We start from the raw sequence: 19667 nt of genomic DNA, 5'->3' as shown, positions 1-19667 counted from the left end.
TTCGTCAGGCGGCGCGGGCGCGCCATTCGCCTCCGCCGCCGACGACGGTCAGGCCGCGCAGGCGGAATTGCGCCCTCACCACGGCGGCCCAGCCCTTGCGGATCTGGGCGATCTTGACGGCGTCGGAAGCCCTGGCGTCGGTGGCGGTGCCGCAGATCTCGAACAGAAGCGCGTCGCCGATGGAGCCCGGGCACAGCGCCAGGGCGTGCACCAGCCAGGCCATCAGCTCGGCCGGGGTGTGACGCGGCAGGCCGCGCTCCGCCAGGGTCAGGGCGTTCCCGAGGTTCGCCAGCTCCCGCCGTGCCGTTCCGGGGTTCGGGATCATCAATGGCCTCCCTCGCGCGTGTCTCACTGGTGACTCCTTACCTCTTTGGAATGGAGCGCGTCAGTGACGGCCGTCACAGCATTGCCGTCATTGCGGCGCCCCCAACGGGATCATGCAGGAAACAGACGGCAGCCTCTTTTGGTGTGCCGCGTGCGAATTATCGTCTTTCCCGTTATAGTCGGGACGCCGCACGGTTTGTCGCACCCCTCGCATTCCTGGGAAGGCTCACGTTTTGCCGATGCTCTCCACCCGCGCCGCCTCAGCCGACGCGTCCGACGCCAAGGACGCCGGCGTCGCCAACATCCCCAACAAGCGCGCGATCCTGTCCCGGCGCAAGCTGGCGGAGGACCTGGAGACGCTGGTGGCGGAGCATGGGACCGGCGACAAGCTGCGCCCCGCCCTGATCGCCCGGCTGCGCGGCGCGCTGAACGACGGACGGGCGGAGGTGCGCGCCCGCTTCGAGGCCAAGGGATCGGGCGAGGACTGCGTGAGGCAGAACTGCTACCTCGCCGACGGGGTGGTGCGCTCGCTGGCCGACCTCACGGTCACCCACATCTTCCCAACCCCCAACCCGACCTCCGGCGAGGTGTTCGACATCGTGGCCACCGGCGGCTACGGCCGGGGCGAGCTGGCGCCCTTCTCCGACATCGACCTGCTGTTCCTGCTGCCCTACAAGCGCACCCCGCGGGTGGAGCAGGTGGTGGAGTACATGCTCTACATCCTGTGGGACCTCGGGCTGAAGGTCGGCCACGCGGTGCGCAGCGTCGACGACTGCATCCGCCAGTCCAAGGCCGACGTCACCATCCGCACCGCCATTCTGGAATCCCGCTACCTCTGGGGTCCGCGCAAGCTGTTCACCGAGCTGCGCCGCCGCTTCGACCGCGAGGTGGTGGCCGGCACCGGACCGGAGTTCGTCGAGGCCAAGCTGGCCGAGCGCGACAACCGCCACCTGAAGCTGGGCGACAGCCGCTATGTGCTGGAACCCAACCTGAAAGACGGCAAGGGCGGCCTGCGCGACCTGCAGACCCTGTTCTGGATCGCCAAGTACCTGTACCGGGTGGAGGACGTCGACGATCTGGTCGGCAAGAAGGTGCTGCTGCCGGAGGAGGCGCAGCGCTTCGCCAAGGCGCAGAACTTCCTGTGGACCGCGCGCTGCCACCTGCACTACCTGACCGGGCGCATGGAGGACCGGCTGACCTTCGACGTGCAGACGTCGATCGGCAACCGCATGGGCTACACCGACCACGCCGGGACCAAGGGCGTGGAACGCTTCATGAAACATTACTTCCTGGTCGCCAAGGACGTCGGCGACCTGACCCGCATCTTCTGCGCGGCGCTGGAGGCGGAATCGAAGCGCCCGCCCAAGTTCAACATCCTGCGGCTGGCAGCACTCGCCCGCCGCAAGGACGTGGACGGCTTCGTGGTGGACGGCGAGCGGCTGAACGTCCGCAGCGACCGCCAGTTCAAGGACGAGCCGCTGGACATGATCCGGCTGTTCCACACCGCCCAGCAGAACGACATCGACATCCACCCAAACGCGCTGCGCGCCATCACGCGCTCGCTGTCGGTGGTGGGGCCGAAGCTGCGCGCCGACCTGGAGGCCAACCGGCTGTTCTTGGAGATCCTGACCGGCCGGAAGGACCCGGAGATCACGCTCCGCCGCATGAACGAAGCCGGTGTGCTGGCCCGCTTCATCCCCGACTTCGGTCGGGTGGTCGCGCAGATGCAGTACGACATGTACCACGTCTACACGGTGGACGAGCACACGCTGTTCGCTCTCGGCATCCTGCACAAGATCGAGATGGGCGAGCTGACCGACGAGCTGCCGCTGTCGTCGGAGGTGATCCACAAGGTGGTGTCGCGGCGCGCGCTCTACGTCGCCGTGCTGCTGCACGACATCGCCAAGGGCCGCGGCGGCGACCATTCCATCCTCGGCGCGCGGGTGGCGGAGAAGCTGTGCCCGCGCCTCGGCCTGACGGCGGAGGAGACGGAGACGGTGGCCTGGCTGGTGCGCTGGCACCTCGCCATGTCCTACACCGCCTTCAAGCGCGACCTGGAGGACGACAAGACGGTGCGCGACTTCGTCTCGCTCGTCCAGTCGCCGGAGCGGCTGCGGCTTCTGCTGGTGCTGACGGTGGCGGACATCCGGGCGGTCGGGCCGCAGCGCTGGAACAATTGGAAAGCCACGCTGCTGCGCGAGCTGTACAACCGCTCGGAGGAGGTGATGTCCGGCGGCCTGTCGGTCGAAGGGCGCGGGCGCCGCATCCAGGCCGCCCAGGCGGCGCTGCGGGCCGAGCTGTCCGACTTCGACGACGCCGATTTCGACCGGCATCTTGCACTCGGCTATCCCGCCTACTGGCTGGCCTTCGACGCGGAGACGCTGGGCCGGCAGGCGCGGCTGGTCCGCGAGGCGCTGCGCGACGAACGCCCGCTGACCGTCAACACGCGCATCGACCGCGGCCGGGCGATCACCGAGGTGACGATCTTCGCCACCGACCACCACGGCCTGTTCTCCCGTCTCGCCGGGGCTCTGGCGGCGGCGGGGGCGGACATCGTGGACGCCCGAATCTTCACCATGACCAACGGCATGGCGCTCGACGTCTTCACCGTGCAGGACGCGGCGGGCGGCGGTGCCTTCGAGAGCGGTGACAAGCTCGCCAAGCTGTCGGTGATGATCGAGAAGGTGCTGTCCGGCCAGTTGAAGCCGCTGCACGACCTGACCAAGCGCAAGGCCCCGCACGCCAGCCGCACCCGCGTCTTCCACGTGCCGCCGCGCGTGCTGATCGACAACAACGCCTCCACCACCCACACGGTAATCGAGGTGAACGGGCGCGACCGCCCCGGCCTGCTCTACGACCTGACCCGCGCGCTGACCAATCTGACGCTGCAGATCTCGTCGGCGAAGATCTCCACCTACGGGGAGAAGGCCATCGACGTCTTCTATGTGAAGGACGTTTTCGGCCTGAAGGTCACCCACGAGAGCAAGCTGGCCCAGATCCGCGAACGGCTGCTGCACGCGCTCGCCGATCCGGCGGGGTGACGCTCGCCTCTTAGGACAGCTGGTCCTCCGCCCAGCCGTCCAGCGCCTTGGCGGCCAGACCGGCCAGCACGCCGGTCGCCATGCCGGCGGCGTAGTCGGACGCCCAGTGCCGTTCGGTGGCGAGGCTCGACCAGCCCACCGCCGCGGCGAAGCCCAGGCTGACCATGGTCGCCGGGGAGAGGCCGCGGTTCAGCCCGACCGCCGTGGTCAGCGCCGACACGTTGATGGCGTGGCCGGAGGGAAAGGAGGCGTGCTTGCCGTCCGCCTTGCCCCAGCGGCGGGGGTCGCGGCCCTCGTTCGGGCGGGCGCGGCAGACGACACGCTTGATCCCCTTGCCGGCCACCGTCCCCAGCGCGATGGCGAGCAACCCCTGCCGGGCGAGGCGCGACCAGCCCGGCTTCTCCATGCCGAGCCCGGCGGCCCACAGCGCGCCCAGCGCCGGCATCAGCACCATGCGGGAGCTGGGCACCTGGAGCCCGTCGCGCAGGGCCGGCACCTCCGCGCCCAGGGCGACGGCCTTGCGGCGGGCGGTGCCATCCAGCCCGTTCACGCCGTCAAGCACGCGGTCCGTGAAGCCCTCGTCGCTCATGTCGCGGATCTCCCAAAGCACGCCCCCGTCGCCGCGGAGGCCAAGCGTAAAACAGCCGCGCTGGCGTTTCGTGCCTGCATGGTCCCGCAAGGCAGGGGTGCCCGGCATGAGGGGGGCCGCCTTGGCAATCGCCGACCATGCCAACATCGGCCACACAATCCCTCTCCCGCCCCGGGAGAGGGTGGCGCTGAAAGCGCCGGGTGAGGGTCGTTCGAGGATCAACGAGCCGATCCTTGCCCGCACCCTCACCCTTCCCACGCTGCGCGTGGGCCCCTTCCCTCTCCCGGGTCGGGAGAGGGAGGAGTCGGCGATTGCCAAACCGGTCCGCCCCGCCGGCCTTGGCAATCGCCGACCGCCGGCCCAGACATCGGCAAGACCATCCCATGAAATCCCGAGTCGCGACTCGCCCACTCCACCCCGCCTTGGCAATCGCCGACCAATGCCCGAGTCGTCCCGAGTCACCGATGATTCCCACAAGGTCCCTTGGCGAACGCCGACGAGTCTTCTGGCAATCGCCGACGCACCCCCGAGTCGTCCCCAGGCAATCGCCGACCTAGCAAATAGACTCCAGCAATTAGGTCTCAATTAGCCTCGTCGGCGATCGCCAAATGGACTCTCCCGGCGGTGCATGGTCGACTGCAGGCAGAATGGACGGGGGGACCTATGGGCGACGTGCACCAACTCATCATGACGCATGGCCGGCGCGAGGCGCGGAACCTCGTGGACCCGAAGCGCGCCAGCGTCGTCGATGTCGCGGCGGCGGTGCTGGAGGACGAGTCCAACGCGCTGGGCATCACCTATTCCGGCTTCTGCCTGACCAGCCTGCCCCACCGGAAGCTGGCGCCGGACGCCGAATGGCGCCGCGACCAGGGCCGCGTCACCCTGCTGGTCGAACCGGGCAAGGAGCGCAAGCGCGACGGCAGCCTGATGCCGGTCGGCGTCCCCTACGGCGCCAAGGCGCGGCTGATCCTGCTCTATCTCCAGACCCGCGCGATCCAGGACAACAGCCGCGAGATCGAGCTTGGCCGCTCGATGAACGACTGGCTCGACCGCATGGGCGTCTCGGCGGGCGGCTCCACCTACAAGGCGGTGCAGGAGCAGGCGACCCGCATCAACCTGTGCCGCCTGACCTTCTTCTGGGACAAGGACGGGGCGGAGGGCTTCGCCAAGGAGAACATCGTCAACGGCGGCATCCGCCTGCGCGACGACGACGGCCAGGGCACGCTGTGGCGCGAGACGGTGCAGCTGTCGGAAACCTTCTTCGCCGCGCTGAAGCGCTCCCCCGTCCCGATCTGGGAGCCGGCGATCCGCCACATCGGCGGCTGTTCCATGGCGATCGACGTCTATGTCTGGCTGGCCTACCGGCTGCACGTGCTGCGCGACCCGATTCCGGTGACCTGGAAGGCGCTCTTCACCCAATTCGGCGGCGGCTACAAGGAGTTGAAGCACTTCAAGCCGGAGTTCCGCGTGGCGCTCGATCTGGCGCTGGCCGTCTACGAGGCGGCACGGGTGGAATTCTCCGACACCGGGGTGCTGCTCTACCCGTCGCCCCCGCCGATTCCGGAACGCAAGATCCTCCCCGCCGCGCGCGGGTAAGTCGGCGATTGCCAAGCCGTCCGGCCCCGGAATCGGAGCCGGAGTCGGCGATTGCCAACGGCTTGCCTACCCCGCCTTGAAGGCCTGCAGGTTGCCGCCTTCCCGCGTGTAGATCTCCATCGGGCGGCAGGTCTCGTCCGTCTTGACGATGAGGACGCCGGCCTTGTCGCGCGGATAGAGCCACATCTCGTACTGCGACACCCGCGAGCTCGGCCCGGTGCGCGACTCGCTGTAGAGCGCGGTCCGGAACTGCCCCACCGGAATCCCCTCCCCGGCCAGGACCGATGCGACGGCACGGTTGCAGGAGCCTTTCACCATGCCGTCCAGCGCCTCCACAGCTCCGGGCGCCGGCTCCGCGGTGCGCGGCGGCCCCATCGAGGCGCAGGCGCCGAGACCGAGTAGGCCGGCGCACAGGATGATCCCGGCGGTCCTGCGATTGCGCGAACGGCGTCCGGCGTGGCGATGCATCGCGGCCTCCCTGCCCAATGGCGCTGTTGGTGGCGGTGTTCGTGACGGTGTGTGGTTACCCCAGCGCAAACACCGGAACGGGGAAAAAGGTTCGCGCCGGCTCTTGGCAATCGCCGACCATCGAGAATCAGGCGGGCCAGGAATCAAGCAGACAGAAAAAAGGCGGGGCACAGCGGCCCCGCCTTCCTTTCCTGCGAATCGGCCGGATGGACTCAGTCCACCTGAACCTTCTCGCCGTTCTTCCAGGCCCAGAACACATAGCCCGGCTGCTTCAGATCGCCCTTGTCGTCGAAGGACAGCGAACCGACCACCGTGTCGAAGGACGGGCCGGCGCGCAGCGCCTTCGCCACATCGGCGGACTTGGCGCTGTTGGCCTTCTGCACGGCCTCGGCGTAGGTCTGCACCGCGGCGTAGGCGAACAGCGTGAAGCCGTCGGTCCGGATGTTCTTGGCCTGCAGGGCCTCCACCACCGGCTTGGCGGCGGGGTTGCGCTGCGGGTCGGGCGAGAAGGTGAACAGCGTGCCTTCCGCCGTGTCGCCCGCGATGTTCCAGTAGGACTGCGGCTGGATGCCGTCGGCGCCGATGATCTGCGGGCGGAACTGCTGATCGGCCGCCTGACGGGCGATCAGCCCCAGCTCCTGGTCGTAGCCGCCGTAATAGAGCACGTCCACCCCGTCCGACTTCAGCCGGGTGACGAGGGCGGAATAGTCCTTCTCGCCGGCGGTGATGCTGGTGAAGGCGGCCTCGGTGATGCCGGCGGCGTTCAGGCGGCGCTTCACGTCGTCGGCGAGGCCCTGGCCGTAGGCCTGCTTGTCGTGGACGATGGCGACCTTCTTGCCCTTGTAGCGGTCGGCGATCAGCTTGGCCGCCACCTCGCCCTGCTGGTCGTCGCGGCCGCAGACGCGGAAGACGTTCTTCAGGCCGCGGTCGGTGAGCTGCGGGCTGGTCGCGGTGGGGGAGATCATCACGATCCCCTCCTCGCCATAGACGTTGGAGGCGGCGATGGAGGCGCCGGAGCAGACATGGCCGATCACCGCGGCGACGTTCTGGCTCACCAGCTTGTTGGCGGCGGCCACCGCCTGCTTGGCGTCGCAGGCGTCGTCGGCGATGGTCAGGACCAGCTTCTGCCCCAGCAGCCCGCCCTTGGCGTTGATGTCGGCCACGGCGGCCTCGACGCCGGCGCGGGTCTGCTCGCCATAGGCGGCGGCGGCGCCGGTCATCGGGCCGGCCAGCGCGATGGTGATGTCGGCCTGGGCGGCCCCGGCCCACAGGCCGGTCCCCAGGGCGACGGCGGCGGCGGTCACAGCCAGCTTCGCACGGATCATGGGTGGATTCCTCTCTCCGGGAACAGGTTCTTTTTATCGAACGCTTTCGGGTCGGAGACCGCGGACGCTGCCTCCGAAACAGGCAAACAAGCAAAGGGGCGGGTTCGGCGCAATGGGCAAACAGGCACGGGCTGCCGCACGCCCGGCGCATGACACGGCCTTCGGGATGGCGAAGATCCGATTCAATCAACCAGTTCGCGTTGCGCGGCGCCGGGGGGCGTCAGGGTGTCCGGGGCCAGGGCCAGGGCAATGGCCCGGCGCAGGTCGTCGGCCAGGACGGGCTTGTGGAGGATGCTGAACTTGCCGGCTTCGGCCTCCGCCAGACGTTCCGGGGTGGTGTCGCCGGTCACCAGGATGCCGGGGATCGGGCGCTTCGACCGGCGCCGCACCTCGCGGATGGTCTCGGTGCCGGTGTGCCCCTCGCTTAGCCGGTAATCCGCGATGATCACGTCCGGATCGGGGTGGCGACGCAGAATTTCCACCGCCTCGCCGAAGCTGTCGGCGGGAAACGCCTCGTGCCCCCATTGCTGGATCATCGCGCACAGCCCCTCGCGGACGATGGGGTCGTCCTCGACCACCAGCACGCGGGCGCCGGCCCGCATGCGGGCGGTGACGGGAAAGTCGCCCGGCAGGGTCTCGGCCGGGGCCGGAGCATCGGCGAGCGGCACCTCCACCCGGAACACCGATCCCCGCCCCGGTTCGGAGCGCAGGCTGACCGGGTGGTCCAGCATGCCGGCCAGCCGGCGCACCACGGCGAGGCCGAGGCCGAGCCCCTGGTCGCGGTCGCGGCTGGCGTTCCCGACCTGCACGAATTCCTGGAAGATGTCCTCCTGCCGGTCGGTCGGGATGCCGATGCCGGTGTCCCACACTTCGATCCGCAGCACCGCGCCGCGCCGCCGGCAGCCGACCAGGATGCGGCCACGGTTGGTGTAGCGCAGCGCGTTCTCCACGAAATTCTGCAGGATGCGGCCGAGCAGCATCGGGTCGCTGTCCACATGGGCGCCGCAGGGTATGATGTGCAGCAGCAGCCCCTTGCGCACCGCCACCGGGCGGCTGTTGGCGGCGATGCGGTCCAGCAGTTCGCTCACCGGGAAGACCGTCCGCTTCGGCTCCACCGCCCCGGCCTCCAGACGCGACACGTCCAGCAGCCCGTCGAGCAGCATCTTCAGGGCGCCCAGCGCGCGGTCCATGGTGGTGAGGATCTTGCGCGTGGCGGGATCGGTGGCGCGTGCGGACAGCGCCTCCATCAGCAGCATCAGCGACTGCACGGGCTGGCGCAGATCGTGGCTGGCCGCCGCCAGGAACTTCGACTTGCCGATGTTGGCGCGGTCGGCCTCGCGCCGCGCCTCGGCCAGAGCGGCCTGGGCGGTCTTGTGCTCGGTGATGTCGCGGACGGTGGCGATCACGCTGACCAGCCTCCCTCCGGCGCCGCGCACCGGCGAGGCGCGCAGCTCCAGCCAGACCTCCGGCGCACCGCCTCCCACACCGGTGCCTGGACGCAGGAATTCCGCGCGCATGTCCCCGGCGTCCTCGGCCCCGTCGCACAGCGGGCACAGCCCCGTCTCATCCCCCATCAGGCCGGCCAGAACGTCCCGCGCGGTGCGCCCGTCGGCGGCGCCCTGGCCGATCCCCATCAGCCGGGCGAAGGCGGGGTTGGTGTAGACCACCGGCACGCCCGGCCGGGTGGCGTCGGCGATCAGGATGCCGTCGCCGCTCCATTCCATGGCCCGGTTGCGGATGCGCAGCGCGCGGTCGCCATGGCGGCGGCGCTGAAGCTCCACCAGGAAAGCGGTGGTGAACAGCAGGATCACCGCGGTGGTGGCGGCGGCCCAGACGATCGAGACGAAGCGGTTCTGCCGCCACGCCCCGAACACCGTTTCCACCGACTCCCCGACCACCGTCATGAGCGGGTAGTCGGCGGAGGCGCGGAAGGCGTAGATGCGCTCCACCCCGTCCACCGGGCTGACCACGCGGTGGTGCCGGACGGTTCCGCTGCCGGCCTCCGGCCACAGACCGGAGCCGCGGAAGTTGCGCCCGAACACCTGGTCCTGAAGGGCCTGGCGGGCCAGCAGGGGGCCATCCGCGCGGGCGATGGCGACCGAGCTGTCGCGCGGCAGGTCCAGCCGCCCGTAGAAGCGGGAGAAGATCTCCGCCGGGATGTCGATCACGGCGACGCCGCGGAACGTCCCGTCCATCCCCTCCAGCCGGCGCGACACCGGGATGAACACGTCCGACGTGCCCGGGCTGACGAAGGGCAGGCCGATGACGAAGCCCTTCTGTGTCCCCTTCCGGTGGGCGTTCGACTTATGCCGGGCGAACTCCTCCCACTCCAGCACGGGGTTGCGGGTGGTGGTCCGCCCCAAGCCCATGGACAGCCAGCCGTTCACATCGTAAATCCGGATGGAGGCGGCCAAGCCTTCCTCGAACGACCGCCGGGTGGGAATCAGGAGCGGAATGTCCTTTTCGACATGGGAGGCCACGTCGATCAGAAGATCGTCCAGCCGGCGGAAGGTGGCGATGGCCTGTTCCTCGACCAGCTGCGCCATCGCCGCCGTGTGCTGGCGGGTCGTCTGGTCGAGGAAGCGTTCCTCGCGGTCGATGCGGGTCAGCAGTGTCCACCACAGGGCCACGATGGCGACGGCGACCGCAACGGCGGGAAGAACGAGACGAGCCTCCATCCCCCGCGGAAAAGCGATCCATCGTCGCACTGCCGACCTCGAACACTGCCCGGCGGGCATTATGCGCCAGACGACTTCCTCCTTCAATGGACAAGCCAGCGACCAATGATACAAGAAGTAGAAAACAATCAAACTTTTGCGGGTTTTTCTCGATGGTCGGCGCGGGGTTGGGCGGCCAATCGGGCCTTTGACGGATGAGTTTCGCCCGCGCCATCGCCACCGTCGGCAGCCTGACCCTGCTGAGCCGGCTGGCCGGCTTCGCCCGCGACATCCTGACCGCGGCGGTGCTCGGCGCCGGGCCGGTGGCCGACGCCTTCTTCGTGGCGCTGAAGCTGCCGAACTTCTTCCGCCGCCTGTTCGCGGAGGGGGCCTTCAGCGTCGCCTTCGTCCCGCTGTTCGCGGCGGAGCTGCAGCGCAACGGCCGGGCCGCCGCCGTGGCCTTCGCCGAGCAGGCGCTGGCCATCCTGCTGTCCGTGCTGCTGCCCTTCACCGCGCTGGCCATCCTGGCGATGCCCGCCCTGATGCACGTCCTGGCGCCGGGTTTCGTTGACGAGCCGGCGAAGTTCGCGCTGGCCGTGGACATGGCGCGGCTGACCTTTCCCTATCTGACGCTGATTTCCCTGGTGGCGTTGCTGGGCGGCGTGCTGAACGCGCTGGACCGCTTCGGTCCCTTCGCCGCCGCGCCGATCGCCTTCAACCTGACGCTGATCGCCGCCTTGCTGACCGCGCCGCGGCTGGGGCTGGAACCGGGGCGGGCGATGGCCGCGGCGGTGACGCTGTCGGGCGTCGTGCAGCTGGTCTGGATGGGCTGGGCCTGCCGGGCGGCGGGGGTGACGCTGCGGCTGACCCTGCCGCGGATGACCGAGGGGATGCGCCGCCTGTTCCGGCTGGTCGGGCCGGGGGCCATCGGCGCCGGGGTCATGCAGATCAACCTGTTTCTGAACGTCGTTCTGGCCTCGCTGCTGCCGTCGGGCGCGGTGTCCTTCCTCTATTACGCCGACCGGCTGAACCAGATGCCGCTGGGCGTCATCGGCATCGCCATAGGCACCGCACTCCTGCCCGTGCTCGCCCGCCACGCCGCGGCGGGGGACGAGCGGATGGTCCGCCATTACCTCAGCCGTGCCCTGGAATTCAGCCTGCTGCTCGGCCTGCCGGCGGCGGTGGCGCTGGGGGTGGCCGGGACGCCCATCGTGTCGGTGCTGTTCGAGCGCGGCGCCTTCGGCCCGGCGGAGGCGCAGGCGACGGCCTGGGCGCTGGCCGCCTACGCCATCGGCATCCCCGCCCATGTGATCGTAAAAGCGCTGAACGCCGCCTTCTTCGCCCGCCAGGACACGGCGACCCCGGTGCGCGTCGCCGTGGTGGTGACGGTGGCCAACCTGGCGCTGGGCATCGCGCTGATGCCGGTGCTGGGGCATGTGGGGATCGCGCTGGCGACGGGGCTGACCGCCTGGTTGAACCTCGCTTTGCTGGCCCACGCGCTGCGCCGCCGGGGGTTCCTGCAGCTGGACGAGCGGTTCCTCGGCCGCGCGCCGCGCATCGCCTCGGCGGCGTTGGGCATGGGGGCGGCGCTTCTGGTCGGCGCGTCGCTCCTGGCCCCCGGCCTGGAGGCGGCCTCCACGCTGGTCCGCTTCGGGGCGCTGGCCCTGCTGGTCGGCGGCGGCGTGGCGGTGTTCGGGGCGCTGGCGCAGCTGACCGGCGCCACCGATCTGGCCGACCTGAAGGGCTTCCTGCGCAAGGGCACTCCGGAATTGGAGCCGCCCGTGTCTTGACCCCGCCCGGTTCCGGCGCGATAACAGCCGCCTTCCAGAAGTTTCGAGCGAGAGTCCTCCCGTGAACCGCATCTTCTCCGGCATGCAGCCGACCCGGCAGCTTCACCTCGGCAACTATCTGGGGGCGCTGCGCAACTGGGTCGAGCTGCAGAACAGCTACGAGTGCATCTTCTGCGTCGTCGACCTGCACGCGCTGACCATCGACCAGGACGCGGAGGTCCTGCGCAACAACATCCGCGAGGTCACCGCGGCCTACATCGCCGCCGGCATCGACCCGGAGAAGAACATCCTCTTCAACCAGTCCTTCGTCCCGGCCCATTCGGAGCTGGCCTGGATCCTCTCCTGCCACACGCCGCTCGGCTGGCTGAACCGCATGACGCAGTTCAAGGAGAAGGCCGGCAAGCAGAAGGACATGGCGAACCTCGGCCTCTACTCCTACCCGGTGCTGATGGCCGCGGACATCCTGCTCTACAAGGCCACCCACGTCCCGGTGGGCGAGGACCAGAAGCAGCATCTGGAGCTGGCCCGCGACATCGCCGGCGCCTTCAACCGCCGCTACGACACCGAGTTCTTCCCGCTGCCCGAGCCGCAGATCCTCGGCGAGGCGACGCGCGTGATGTCCTTGCGCGACGGCACCAAGAAGATGAGCAAGTCGGACGAGTCCGAATATTCGCGCATCAACATGACCGACGACGCCGACACCATCGCGACGAAGATCCGCAAGGCCAAGACCGATCCGGAGCCGCTGCCGGACAATGTGGCCGACCTGGAGAAGCGTCCGGAGGCCGACAACCTCGTGACCATCTACGCCGCCCTGTCCGGCCAGACGCGTGAGCAGACGGTGCAGCAGTTCGCGGGCGCCCAGTTCTCCGGCTTCAAGGCGGCGCTGGTCGATCTGTCGGTCGCCAAGCTCGCCCCGATGACCACTCGCATGAAGGAGCTGCTGGACGACAAGGCGGAGATCGACCGCCTGCTGCGCCGCGGCGGCGAACGCGCGGCGGCCATCGCCGAGACGAACCTGAACGGCGTGAAGGACATCATCGGCCTTCTGCGTCCCTAAATCCTCCGACCGAAAGGCGTCCGCCGTGACGGCTCCCATTCTGCTCACCGGGTTCCAGCCCTTCGGGGATCACGCCGTCAACCCGACGGCGCTCCTCATGGAGCGGCTGGCCGGCGAGCCGGGGATCGTCACCGCGGTCCTGCCGGTCGAATACGACGCCTGCGGCGCGGCCTTCGCCGCGCTGCTGGAGGAGCACCAGCCCGCCGCCGCCCTGTGCTTCGGGCTGGCCGCCGGGTCCGAATACATCAAGATCGAGCGGCTGGCCTGGAACCGCGACGAGAGCGAGCAGGCCGACAACGCCGGGGTGGTGCGCACCGACGACGCCATCGAGCCGGACGGGCCGACCGCCTACGGCTCCACCCTGCCCGTCCCCATGCTGGTCCGCGAGCTGGCCATCGCCGGCCTGCCGGTGACCTTCAGCGACCATGCCGGCGGCTTCGTCTGCAACCACCTGTTCTACCGCGCCCGCCACATGATCGAGACGGCGGATCTGGACGTGCCCATGGGCTTCGTCCACCTGCCGCCGCTGCCGGAGCAGGTCGCCGGCCAGACGGGTCGCTCCGGCCTGCCGCTGGACCAGCAGGAGCGGGCGGTGCGCGCGCTGGTCGGGCTGCTGCGCCAGGGGCTGGGGATCGCCGCCTGATTGAAGCGACGCTGATTTCTTACGAACTTGCGGATCGCCCAGCCCGAGGGCGTGGTCGATCCGCAGACACAGTCCAAGTAACTCAGGCTTAACTTTCAAATCCTGGCGGGCATACCGGATACGCGTTTTTAAAACGTCGCCCATGCACTATGTGATTCACAGTTCCGACATTCAACTTGGTCTGTATTGCTGCTTCTGTCTGTGTCTCACCTTTAACTTTGACAAGCCACAGGACATGACAAGCTTTGATGAAGTTGGCAAAACGCGGGCCGAAAGTACGCATACAAGTGCTCCTATTTATGAGAAGAGAACACTTGGCGCTTGAAAAGGGCGAGCACGTGCGTTAGCGTAAACACGCTTTTTATGAGAAAGCACTCGCCGCGCCAGTGCCAAGTGTCGCGGTATTTCCCAAGTGGCTCTCCCCGATCTCGGTGGTGGAACACCATGATCGGGGAGTGTCCACGCAGCCGCTCAGCAAGCTACGTTTCGTACGCCGGACAGAGTTAGGGCGGTCTGGCCTTCTTGGCCTCCATGCTTCTTTAGGGGGGATGACGCTATTCCGCAAAGCAAAAAGCGGAGATATAGCGGTCGTGATGAAGAGTTCATACCTCTACCTGAGCCATCGTCAGGGGGCGTGTCAAGCCTCTCCGGACACATCTAATTGTGCAAGGGAGGCCGCCTCAGACCCAATCTGTTGATTAAGAGGCTTCCTCGGGCTTTGATGAGTTCGTTCTGAAACCGAAATAATACATAGATTTCAATGGGTTCATGGACTTTCAAACTGACCATCATACAGAAGACGCAAAACACTTGTGTTTCAACTTCTGAAAATTTATCCCCGTACTGGAACGCCAACTGCGGAAAGCAACCCCTTCTTTAGACAGTTCGGTCTAGACCGATTCCCGTCTTTATGGCGAATCGAGCAGCCTATCTCTGCGACTCGGGCCATAAACTACGTTCTCTGAGTACGAGGCCACGACTTATCTCCGCCAGAGGAAGCGCATAGGGTACTCAGTGAAGAAGCGGACACCTCATCACCCCCGCTGCGCCAGCCGCTCCATCTCCTTCGCCCAGCCCGCGTAGTTCTTGTGGAAATCCGCCAGCGCCGGGTCGGTCCGGGTGCGCTCGGCCATCGCCTGCATCAGCGGCGCCTGGGCCGCCGCCAGTTCCCGCGCGTCGGTCCGCCGGGTCGCCGTCAGGAAGGACGACAGGCTGGTGACCAGCTTTCCCCCCGCCGGGGCCGCCGCCATCTTCGCCAGATCGTTGACGATCCAGGGCATGTATTTCAGCACATAGTCGGCGTAGGTGCGCATGACCGGCGCCTGCTCCAGCAGGTCGGCGCGCTCGCGGTCGAAGTCCTTGCGGTCGAGGATGGCGTGGTTGCGATAGACGACCGGTGCCTCCGCCGAGACGTCGCACTCCCAGCCCTTGCGCGGGACCAGCAGGTCGGCCTGATCCTTTTCCTCGCGGTAGGGGTAGAAGGGCATGGTCCGGCAGCGCGACGGCTTGTCGGCGTGGATGCCGCAGAGGTTGTCGGCCTGGAGCGCCGGGCAGGGGAAATGGTTCGGCAGGTAGGCGGTGGGCTGGATCAGCACCGCCACCGTCTTGCGGTTGGGCAGCCGCACGCTGGTGCCCAGCCGGGCGGCGAGGTCGTAGGATTTGGCGTTCGACCGTACCACCGTCCAAACCAGCGCCAGCGGGAAGCGGACGGCGTGGGCCACCGCGTCCGTGAGCGTCAGCGGCAGCAGCCCGTGGCAGCATTTTCCGCAGGCGGTGCAGGCGAAGCGCGGTTCCATTCTTCGAGTCCCCGTCCGCCCTCAGCGGCCGCAGCAGGCCTTGAACTTCTTCCCCGACCCGCAGGGGCAGGGCTCGTTGCGGCCCACCTTGACGACCCGCCGCGGCTCGCCCTTCGGGTTCACCTCGCCGGCGCTGTAGAGCCACTGGCCGTCGATGCGGCGGAAGGAGGCCCGCTCGTGATGGCGCATGTCCTGACCGTCGCGGCGGAACTGGATCAGGAACTCGACGGTGCCCTCGTCGCCCTCCTCCGTCGCGCGCAGCACGTCGAGCCGCTGCCAGTCGCACTCGTCGGCCACCCGCTCCGCCTCGGCGCGGTTGAAGTCCTCGCGGATCTCCGGCGCGTGGGTGCGCTCCACATGGTCGAGGTCGTGGCGCACGAAGGCGGTGTAGCGCGACCGCATCAGCGCCTCCGCCGTCGCGGCGGGCGCGCCGGCCAGGATCGGGCCGCAGCAGGAGTCGAAGGAAAGGCCCGAACAGCAGGGGCAGGCGGAGGAAGTCATGGCGCGCGGGTCCGTCGGTGGGTCCGGGGCTGGTGTGGCAGGATGGGCCACCCCGGTCAAGCGCTGCGGACCAAACACAACGGACGGACAGGTGAGGTCAGGCCGAACGGGCGCGGCGCGGTTCGGACGGGGTGTGTACGGTCGGCTTCACGATGGCGCGCAGCTCTTCGAGGAAGGCGCGGCCGGTGTCGGTGAGCGTGACGATCTTGCGGCGGCGTTCGCGCGGGTCTTCCTGGGCCTGGACGAGGTCGAGTCCGGCCTTCCCGAAGCTGTGCCAGCGGCTGAGGGCCGCGACGTTGCGCGACGCGGAGGATTGGGCGATGCCCAGGCGTTCCGCAAGCTCGCCGATGGACATCCCTTCGTTCTGCGCGATCGTCATGAAGGACAGCGCGTACTGGATCGGCAGGTCGGGATCGAGCTTGCGAAACGCCTCGAGCACATGGACGACGGTGGTCACCTCGTCAGGGCGAACCCCGTCAGCGCGAACAGGGGTCGGCATCAGCGACCCTCCCCGAGCGAGGACCCCATCGGGCCGGTGTGTAGATGATGTTCAGGCGTCCAAGCCATATCACGAATTCCCCGTTATCCCGCCGGGCGTCGAAAAAACGATCCGGAGAGGCCCAGTGGGCGTGCTCAACGAAGACCGAACGACCGCAAAACCCCAAAAAGACACACATGGCTTCCTCTCGATATCCGGAATTCGCGTTCCAATGCGCTGGGTTGAAGAAGGGAGCCGTTAGCTCGCCGGGCGGTATGGTTGGACCAATCGCCCTGTCGGCGATTCGGGGTGGTGGGTACGATGGCTTTCATCGTGGTCTCCGTGGGTTGAAGAAAGGCAGGGGTTGAAGGAAGGCGCGGCCCCGAAGGGAAACCGCAGGATCGGGTATCGCCTGTCAGCGATACGCTTGCAACGTCAAAAATGACCGGGCATCCGAAAGGTTCCGCTCCCGGATGTGTTGGGCCGGGACATATCCCGCTTCGGTTCCGTCCAGCCCGATGTCGCGCCGTAGATGCGCGCTCAGCGTCTCCACGCCGGCATCGTCGCCGTCGCGGTCCAGCCACTGCCGCAGCAGGGCGTTCCACAAGGTCTGCATGACTCCTCTCCTTGGTGCAGAGGAGCAATTAATCCGCTATCGGATGATTTCCGTCAAGGCCGATTTCCGTCAAAGCCGATTTCCGTCTGCCGGACCAAGCGGTTGGGTTGCTCCGCGTTCGCCCTTGGCGATCCGCTTTTCCCGCCGTATAGATTCCCGTCATGAAGGCGAGCCCAAGTACCACCTGCATCGTGCTCTGACGCGTCCGACGCGGAGAGCCAAAACGCGCGCGACCCGGAGGGAAGCCCGCGGTGTTTGTCTGCGCCCGCATGCAGGCATAAGCCGCCGGATCGGCGGCTCACATGCAGTGAGTAACTTCATGGAAAACGTCTTCGAAAGCCCGTTCAAGGGCATGTTGCTGGAAAAGCAGGTCACCAACCCGAACATCGTCGTTGGCCGATACAGCTATTATTCCGGCTATTATCATGGCCACAGCTTCGACGACTGCGCCCGTTTTCTTCCACCGGACGAGGGCGTCGACCGGTTGGTGATCGGCAGCTTCTGCTCGATCGGGTCTGGCGCGGCGTTCATCATGGCGGGCAACCAAGGCCACAGGAACGACTGGATCAGCACCTTTCCCTTCTTCTGGATGCCCGAGGTCCCGGCGTTCGCCGGCGCCCGGAACGGCTATCGGCCTGCCGGCGACACGGTGATCGGCAATGACGTCTGGATCGGTTCGGAGGCCATCGTCATGCCCGGCGTCACCATCGGTGACGGCGCGGTGATCGGCACGAGGGCGCTGGTGACGCGGGACGTCGAGCCCTACGCGATTGTGGGTGGCAATCCCGCCCGGGTGATCCGGAAGCGCTTCGACGACGATCTCATCGCGTTGCTGCTTGAGATGAGGTGGTGGGATTGGTCCGACGACCAGTTGCAGGAGGCAATGCCGATCCTGACCAGCGGCGACGTCGCGCTTCTGCACCGCCACTGGCAGGACGTGATCAAAGCCACCTGACGGCAACCTTGTCGGCTTCGCCTGTTCACTTGCAGGCGAAGCCAACCCCCGTGAGCGACGCCGGACGCCTCTGGAAAGCTCAGGGGGATGGGTGGCCGCCGACGCGGGCGTCCCAGCCCAGCATCGCGACCTCGGCCACGGCCTCCAGCTCGGCGCGCTCCGCGCCGTCGCGGGCGAGGATCGACATGCCGGCCTGCACCGTCTGCACGAAACGGGCGAGCGCGTGGAGATCGACCGAGGCTGGGATCTCCCCCTCGGCCACGGCCCGCGTCAAACGCTCCGTCAAGATGCCGACCGCCGAGGCGCGCGCCGACCGCAACACTTCGCCCAGTTCGGCGTGCCCCTCGCTGCCGACCGCCGAGAGCGTCACCATGCAGCCGCGCGGGATGTCGCCGCGGCAGCCGGTGAGCGCCGCGGCCGAGTCCATCAGCAGGCCCATGACCGCCTCGCGGGCCGTGTCGGCGGTGAAGAACCGTCCCCAGACGAGCCCCTCGTAGCTTTTGCGGTAGTGGTCCACCGCTTCGAGATAAAGCGCTTCCTTCGAGCCGAAGGCGGCGTAGAGGCTGGGCGAGCCGATCCCCATGGCCTCCGTCAGGTCGGCGATCGAGGTCGCCTCGTAGCCCTTGGTCCAGAACAGGCGGGTCGCCTGGGTCAGGGCGGCCTCGCGGTCGAACGCGCGCGGCCGTCCGCGCCCGCGGGCGAGCGGCCGTGCCGCGGTCCTGTCGTCGGTGGGCGGTGTCGGTCCTGATTTCTGCATCGATCATTATTTAATCCCGCCGCGGCGTGGGGGCAATGGCCTCGGGTGGCGGCGTTCTATTTTTGTGTTGATCAATACAAAAAAACATTGACCACAGCGCCGAACGCCTCTAGCTGTTTTTGTATCGAACGACACAGAAAGGCTGGATCATGGTTGAGCCGATTGGCGAATTGGTTGGCAAGCGCGCGCTGGTGACGGGCGGTTCGCGCGGCATCGGCGCCGCCATCGCGCTGGCGCTCGCCGACAAGGGCGCGGATGTGGCGGTCTCCTACGAGCGGTCGGCCGAGCGCGCCGCCGAGGTCGTCCGGGCGATCGAGGCGAAGGGCCGGCGCGCGGTCGCCATCCAGGCCGACAGCGCCGATCCGGCGGCCATGGCGGCCCTGGTCGGCCGGACGGTGGAGGCGCTCGGCGGCCTCGACATCCTGGTCAACAACGCCGGCATCGCCCGCCAGGGCATGGTCGCGGAAATGAGCCTCGCCGACATCGACGCGCTTCTGAACGTGAACGTGCGCGCGGCGGTGCTCGTGGCGCAGGCGGCCATCCCGCATCTGAAGGACGGGGGGCGCATCGTCTTCATCGGGTCGTGCCTCGCCGACCGCATCACCGCCCCGGGCGTCACCGTCTATTCGATGACCAAGTCGGCGCAGATCGCCCTGACGCACGGCCTCGCCCGCGAACTCGGCCCGCGCGACATCACGGTGAATCTGGTCCAGCCGGGGGCGACCAACACCGACATGAATCCCGCCGACGGCGCCCATGCCGAAATCTTGCGCTCGCAGACTCCGCTCGGCCGCTACGGCCAGCCGGAAGACGTGGCGGCGGCGGTGGCCTTCCTGGCGAGCCCGGCGGCGCGGCAGATCACCGGGGCCACGCTGACGGTGGACGGCGGCCTGAACGCCTGAGGCCTCGCCTCCTCCCGCAAGGGCGTGTTCAACCGGGCGGTCGGCGGGCCGGCCTGACAGCGCACCCCACCCGGTGCATGCTGGCTGCCGTTCCCCGCCGAGAGGCACCCGCAGCTCTCCATCAGGAGACCGAACGTGAAGCACGTTGTCCTGCTCGTGACCAATCCCG

Annotated in this window: 17 protein-coding genes; 7 read left to right on the top strand and 10 right to left on the bottom strand. The window is 68.0% G+C overall.

Going from position 1 to position 19667, the window contains the following annotated elements; all coding sequences use genetic code 11:
* Window positions 1–4: 4 nt before the first annotated feature.
* Window positions 5–325, bottom strand: coding sequence for a hypothetical protein (locus H0B54_RS07615; RefSeq protein ID WP_094301331.1), 321 nt, complete (start codon window positions 323–325; stop codon window positions 5–7).
* A 238-nt stretch (window positions 326–563) separates the two neighbouring features.
* Between H0B54_RS07615 and H0B54_RS07610 the strand changes: the two genes are divergently transcribed.
* A complete protein-coding gene (locus tag H0B54_RS07610) occupies window positions 564–3365 on the top strand; it encodes a [protein-PII] uridylyltransferase (RefSeq protein ID WP_188259844.1) in 2802 nt (933 codons plus the stop codon).
* 10 nt (window positions 3366–3375) lie between these two features.
* Here H0B54_RS07610 and H0B54_RS07605 read toward each other — a convergent pair whose 3' ends face one another.
* Window positions 3376–3954, bottom strand: a complete 579-nt coding sequence (locus H0B54_RS07605; protein WP_188259843.1) for a phosphatase PAP2 family protein — start codon at window positions 3952–3954, stop codon at window positions 3376–3378.
* A 663-nt stretch (window positions 3955–4617) separates the two neighbouring features.
* On the opposite strand from H0B54_RS07605, the gene H0B54_RS07600 reads away from it, so the two are divergent.
* A complete protein-coding gene (locus tag H0B54_RS07600) occupies window positions 4618–5550 on the top strand; it encodes a replication protein RepA (RefSeq protein WP_014238998.1) in 933 nt (310 codons plus the stop codon).
* Between the two features lie 66 nt (window positions 5551–5616).
* Here the strand turns inward: H0B54_RS07600 and H0B54_RS07595 are convergent, their stop codons facing one another.
* The 3 genes from H0B54_RS07595 to H0B54_RS07585 form a co-directional block, all read right to left on the bottom strand.
* The gene (locus H0B54_RS07595; RefSeq protein ID WP_188259842.1) at window positions 5617–6018 is read right to left on the bottom strand and encodes a hypothetical protein; all 402 of its coding nucleotides are present in this window, start codon (window positions 6016–6018) and stop codon (window positions 5617–5619) included.
* A 212-nt stretch (window positions 6019–6230) separates the two neighbouring features.
* The gene (locus tag H0B54_RS07590) at window positions 6231–7343 is read right to left on the bottom strand and encodes an ABC transporter substrate-binding protein (RefSeq protein ID WP_094301335.1); all 1113 of its coding nucleotides are present in this window, start codon (window positions 7341–7343) and stop codon (window positions 6231–6233) included.
* 182 nt (window positions 7344–7525) lie between these two features.
* A complete protein-coding gene (locus H0B54_RS07585; protein ID WP_188259841.1) occupies window positions 7526–10021 on the bottom strand; it encodes an ATP-binding protein in 2496 nt (831 codons plus the stop codon).
* A gap of 194 nt (window positions 10022–10215) precedes the next feature.
* Here H0B54_RS07585 and murJ point away from each other — a divergent pair, with 194 nt between their 5' ends.
* The 3 genes from murJ to H0B54_RS07570 all read left to right on the top strand — a co-directional run bounded on the left by murJ (window position 10216) and on the right by H0B54_RS07570 (window position 13493).
* Window positions 10216–11790 carry a murein biosynthesis integral membrane protein MurJ gene (gene murJ / locus H0B54_RS07580; protein ID WP_188259840.1) on the top strand — a complete coding sequence of 525 codons (1575 nt, stop codon included), beginning with the start codon at window positions 10216–10218 and terminating at the stop codon, window positions 11788–11790.
* A 61-nt stretch (window positions 11791–11851) separates the two neighbouring features.
* Window positions 11852–12850, top strand: coding sequence for a tryptophan--tRNA ligase (trpS, locus tag H0B54_RS07575; protein WP_149649978.1), 999 nt, complete (start codon window positions 11852–11854; stop codon window positions 12848–12850).
* 25 nt (window positions 12851–12875) lie between these two features.
* The gene (locus H0B54_RS07570; RefSeq protein WP_188259839.1) at window positions 12876–13493 is read left to right on the top strand and encodes a pyroglutamyl-peptidase I family protein; all 618 of its coding nucleotides are present in this window, start codon (window positions 12876–12878) and stop codon (window positions 13491–13493) included.
* Between the two features lie 1034 nt (window positions 13494–14527).
* Here the strand turns inward: H0B54_RS07570 and H0B54_RS07565 are convergent.
* The 4 genes from H0B54_RS07565 to H0B54_RS07550 all read right to left on the bottom strand — a co-directional run bounded on the left by H0B54_RS07565 (window position 14528) and on the right by H0B54_RS07550 (window position 16884).
* The gene (locus tag H0B54_RS07565; protein WP_188259838.1) at window positions 14528–15289 is read right to left on the bottom strand and encodes a YkgJ family cysteine cluster protein; all 762 of its coding nucleotides are present in this window, start codon (window positions 15287–15289) and stop codon (window positions 14528–14530) included.
* Window positions 15290–15310: 21 nt separating this feature from the next.
* Window positions 15311–15790 carry a YchJ family protein gene (locus tag H0B54_RS07560; RefSeq protein WP_188259837.1) on the bottom strand — a complete coding sequence of 160 codons (480 nt, stop codon included), beginning with the start codon at window positions 15788–15790 and terminating at the stop codon, window positions 15311–15313.
* Window positions 15791–15887: 97 nt separating this feature from the next.
* On the bottom strand, window positions 15888–16289 hold the full coding sequence (locus tag H0B54_RS07555) for a MarR family winged helix-turn-helix transcriptional regulator (protein ID WP_188259836.1): 402 nt from the start codon (window positions 16287–16289) through the stop codon (window positions 15888–15890).
* 394 nt (window positions 16290–16683) lie between these two features.
* Window positions 16684–16884, bottom strand: coding sequence for a hypothetical protein (locus tag H0B54_RS07550; RefSeq protein WP_137139539.1), 201 nt, complete (start codon window positions 16882–16884; stop codon window positions 16684–16686).
* Between the two features lie 319 nt (window positions 16885–17203).
* Here H0B54_RS07550 and catB point away from each other — a divergent pair, with 319 nt between their 5' ends.
* Window positions 17204–17839 (top strand): type B chloramphenicol O-acetyltransferase, encoded by a 636-nt coding sequence (catB, locus tag H0B54_RS07545; RefSeq protein WP_188259835.1) that lies wholly within the window; start codon window positions 17204–17206, stop codon window positions 17837–17839.
* A 79-nt stretch (window positions 17840–17918) separates the two neighbouring features.
* Here the strand turns inward: catB and H0B54_RS07540 are convergent, their stop codons facing one another.
* Window positions 17919–18596, bottom strand: coding sequence for a TetR/AcrR family transcriptional regulator (locus H0B54_RS07540; protein ID WP_188259834.1), 678 nt, complete (start codon window positions 18594–18596; stop codon window positions 17919–17921).
* Between the two features lie 149 nt (window positions 18597–18745).
* Between H0B54_RS07540 and H0B54_RS07535 the strand changes: the two genes are divergently transcribed.
* Window positions 18746–19498, top strand: coding sequence for an SDR family NAD(P)-dependent oxidoreductase (locus tag H0B54_RS07535; RefSeq protein WP_211109243.1), 753 nt, complete (start codon window positions 18746–18748; stop codon window positions 19496–19498).
* The last annotated feature ends 169 nt before the right edge of the window (window positions 19499–19667 follow it).

The sequence above is a fragment of the Azospirillum tabaci genome (assembly GCF_014596085.1).
In the GTDB taxonomy this organism is placed as follows: domain Bacteria; phylum Pseudomonadota; class Alphaproteobacteria; order Azospirillales; family Azospirillaceae; genus Azospirillum; species Azospirillum tabaci.
Note: the sequence above shows the minus strand (reverse complement) of the source record. Positions and strands in the feature narration are given on the sequence as shown.